The 2,780-nt window shown below is 58.8% G+C and carries 3 protein-coding genes; 1 reads left to right on the top strand and 2 read right to left on the bottom strand.

Annotated elements, in window-relative coordinates:
- The coding region (locus tag K1Y02_26695; GenBank protein ID MBX7259972.1) for a winged helix-turn-helix domain-containing protein at nt 1–877 on the bottom strand (877 nt) is incomplete at its 3' end.
- Between the two features lie 198 nt (nt 878–1,075).
- On the opposite strand from K1Y02_26695, the gene K1Y02_26700 reads away from it, so the two are divergent.
- Nucleotides 1,076–1,822: a hypothetical protein gene (locus tag K1Y02_26700; protein ID MBX7259973.1), complete on the top strand. Its 747-nt coding sequence runs from the start codon at nt 1,076–1,078 to the stop codon at nt 1,820–1,822.
- Between the two features lie 241 nt (nt 1,823–2,063).
- Here the strand turns inward: K1Y02_26700 and K1Y02_26705 are convergent, their stop codons facing one another.
- Nucleotides 2,064–2,441 (bottom strand): thioredoxin family protein, encoded by a 378-nt coding sequence (locus tag K1Y02_26705; protein MBX7259974.1) that lies wholly within the window; start codon nt 2,439–2,441, stop codon nt 2,064–2,066.
- Nucleotides 2,442–2,780: the final 339 nt, after the last annotated feature.

A 2,780-nucleotide genomic window follows, 5' to 3' on the forward strand; every position in this document is an offset into this window, starting at 1 on the left:
GCAGCCCGATGCCCCATAACAGAAGGCCCATGGTCTCGATATCCGTATTTTGTAACGCACGTCCGATGTCGCGAGCTTCCAGAGCGTATCGGATGGCCTCGGGCAAGTCACCGTTATTCAAATATAGTCGCGCCGTCATCCACGCCAGGAAGCCATGCTGTTCGCCACGGGGTAGTCCGCTTAGCAAACGCGTCGCGCGACGCAGACAGCCTTGCGCCACCGCCACATTCAATGACTCAAGTTGGATGCGTGCCAAGCCGATCGTGACCCGGGCAGCCGCCTCATGCTCGCCCCGGCTGGAATAGGAAACGGCGGCGCGCTCCAAGGGGAGCACGGCGCTCGCTAGATCGCCTGCGTACAGGGCGGCGTTGGCCCAACGTTCGAGCGATTCCGCGTCCAGCGGCGCCACGCGATCCGCCTCGGCGAAGCCTTGCATGGCAGCTTTCCACTGGGCGTGGGCGAAGCAGCGGTCCGCCCCGGTGGTCGCAGAGGTCTCGTGCGGGGTGGCATCGTGCGGGGTGGCATCGTGCGGGGTGGCATCGTGCGGGGTAGCATCAGTCACCGGTTCTAGAGCGTCGATATGGAAGCGGTATCCTCGCCGCGCGTAGTTGCGGATCGCTTCTCCCAGTCCGCCCTGCTGCAAGGCCGCTCGCGCCAGACTGACCGCTCGTTGCAAGGAACTCTCCGTGACGATCACACCGGACCACAGGGTGTCGAGCAGTTCCTCCTTGCTCACAACCCGATCCTGGTTTTCGACGAGATGCCAGAGCAAGTCAAAAATCAGGGGCTGCAAGGAAACTTCGCGACCCTTGAGTCGCAAGGCTCGGCAGTCTCTATCGAGTTCGAAAGCCGCGAAACGGTGGACGCTTGTTGTCATCGGCGATTTGGGACGATGTTCGCCCGGGGGTGATTCCGAAAATGATAAGAACTTGATCAGGTTGCGGGAAGGATTCGAGAACTTCCTCCGATGTATCCTGCAATCGTCCGCTGACCCTTACGAGGTACGGCTCAATGACGGTAAAGGGCCGTCGGCGCCGACCTATTCAATTCTTATTCTCATTTCAAGGAGTCTAGCATGCCCATCTCACCGTGGAACTACGCGAACTTAACTTACCTCAACCTCAAGGCAAAGCTCGATGACGAGAAAACCGTGGTCACCCTTAAGATTGACCGGTACCTCAACAACGGCCTCAAGCTGCCGCGAAATATGAACGCTGGCAAGGCGCTCTTTCAGTTGCTCAACAGCATCGTGGGCGAGCTAAAGGTCAAATATCCCGGGCCGCTGAAATTCAAGATCAGCGACATAGCGTACGACCGTGTCAAGCTCCAGCGCGTCTTCTACGGCAAGGGCTCGCCGGAGGATATCCGCAATGTTGTGCAGCTTGCCTCGCGTTACAAGCTCACCGACGCCAAGACGGTCAATCAGTATTGCACCGCGAACATCGGCCTGGATTGCAACGGTTTCGCCGGGAACTTCTGGGGTATCGATCCGGAGACAATCATCGGATCCTACGACGTGAATCGGCGCAAGGCTGTCGCGGACGTGGCCTCCGGCGACGCCATGATCTACTACCGGAAAGGCGGCAGCAGCCCTGTCCATATCGCCGTCGTCGATGAAGTGAAAATCGTCGGCAAGGACTTCCAGGTCATCATTGCCCAGTCGGCTGGCCCGGACCAAGGTGTCAGTCGCTTTGATTGCGGCAGGCTGAAGCCGCTGAATACCAAGTCAGGGGACCTCTATGTTCAGAGAACCGTCGGCGGCTACGGTGAATGTACGGTCTTTTTCGCGGCGGGTCCGCCGAGGGGTGCGTCTAATACGTGAACGGTGCTGCGCGCTAAGCGTGGCGGATGGCCGGCCAGCCTTCACCGGTTTGCATTCGTTTCATGATCCTTGCCCCCGGTACATCGTGTTTCCAGCTCCCTCCAATAAGAAGAGCGCAAGCGCCACCCAAACACCGTATTGAAGCCCTAACCGTGTAGGCTGGCGGACGCGGTTAAGGTTTCAGGGAGGACATTGCAGCGCTTACGTCGCTTGGGAACCGAGACCTGCGGTTCGTTGCCGATCACGTCGGCAACCGGTATTCGCCGCTCGCACCTTCGAGAAATTGCTGAATCAAGTCCGGCGTAGGACAACCGAGTAACCGGTCGACGACCGTCTTGCCATCGCGAGTGACGATCATCGTCGGGTACCCTTCCACGTCGAACTGCACTTTCAACGCTTTGACAGATTCGCGCTCGTTCCAAGCCGGCAACCGCGTGTGAACGCGGACGACCGAAAATGCACGCGCAACGAGATCGCGACAGCCGGGATGGTTGTCCAGTGCGTCGAGCAAGTTGTAGGACGGTTCGCCTCGCGTGTTCGTTATGGTGAAGACCAGCAGTATCGGACGATTCGATTTCTTCGCGATCGCACATGCGCGACTGAGAGTTGTCCAGGGCATAATGGTCGAGGGTTGTTCAAAGCATCAATGATCACGATTATCGTCGCAGATGCGATGAGGCATCAATGCCAACGCAGTCCTTCGCCAGCATAGCATGCAAGCGGTCGCGACAGCGTCGCCGAATCCGTGAATGTGAAGGGATTTGGAGATTCCACCAGTCTGTTGGGCATACGTCACCCGCCGCCAGGTTTCAAGCGTCGTCGGGTCGGCGGGTGGGATCGTTCGGCACGGTTATTCAACCCCTGGTGCGGGCGATGTTCGACCTCGGGAATCCGTTCTTTACGGGCGGCTTCGTCGCTTTTGAGCGGGTCGGTGACGATAACGCGCGGCACGTAGCGC

This window comes from Candidatus Hydrogenedentota bacterium (assembly GCA_019695095.1).
GTDB lineage: Bacteria > Hydrogenedentota > Hydrogenedentia > Hydrogenedentales > SLHB01 > JAIBAQ01.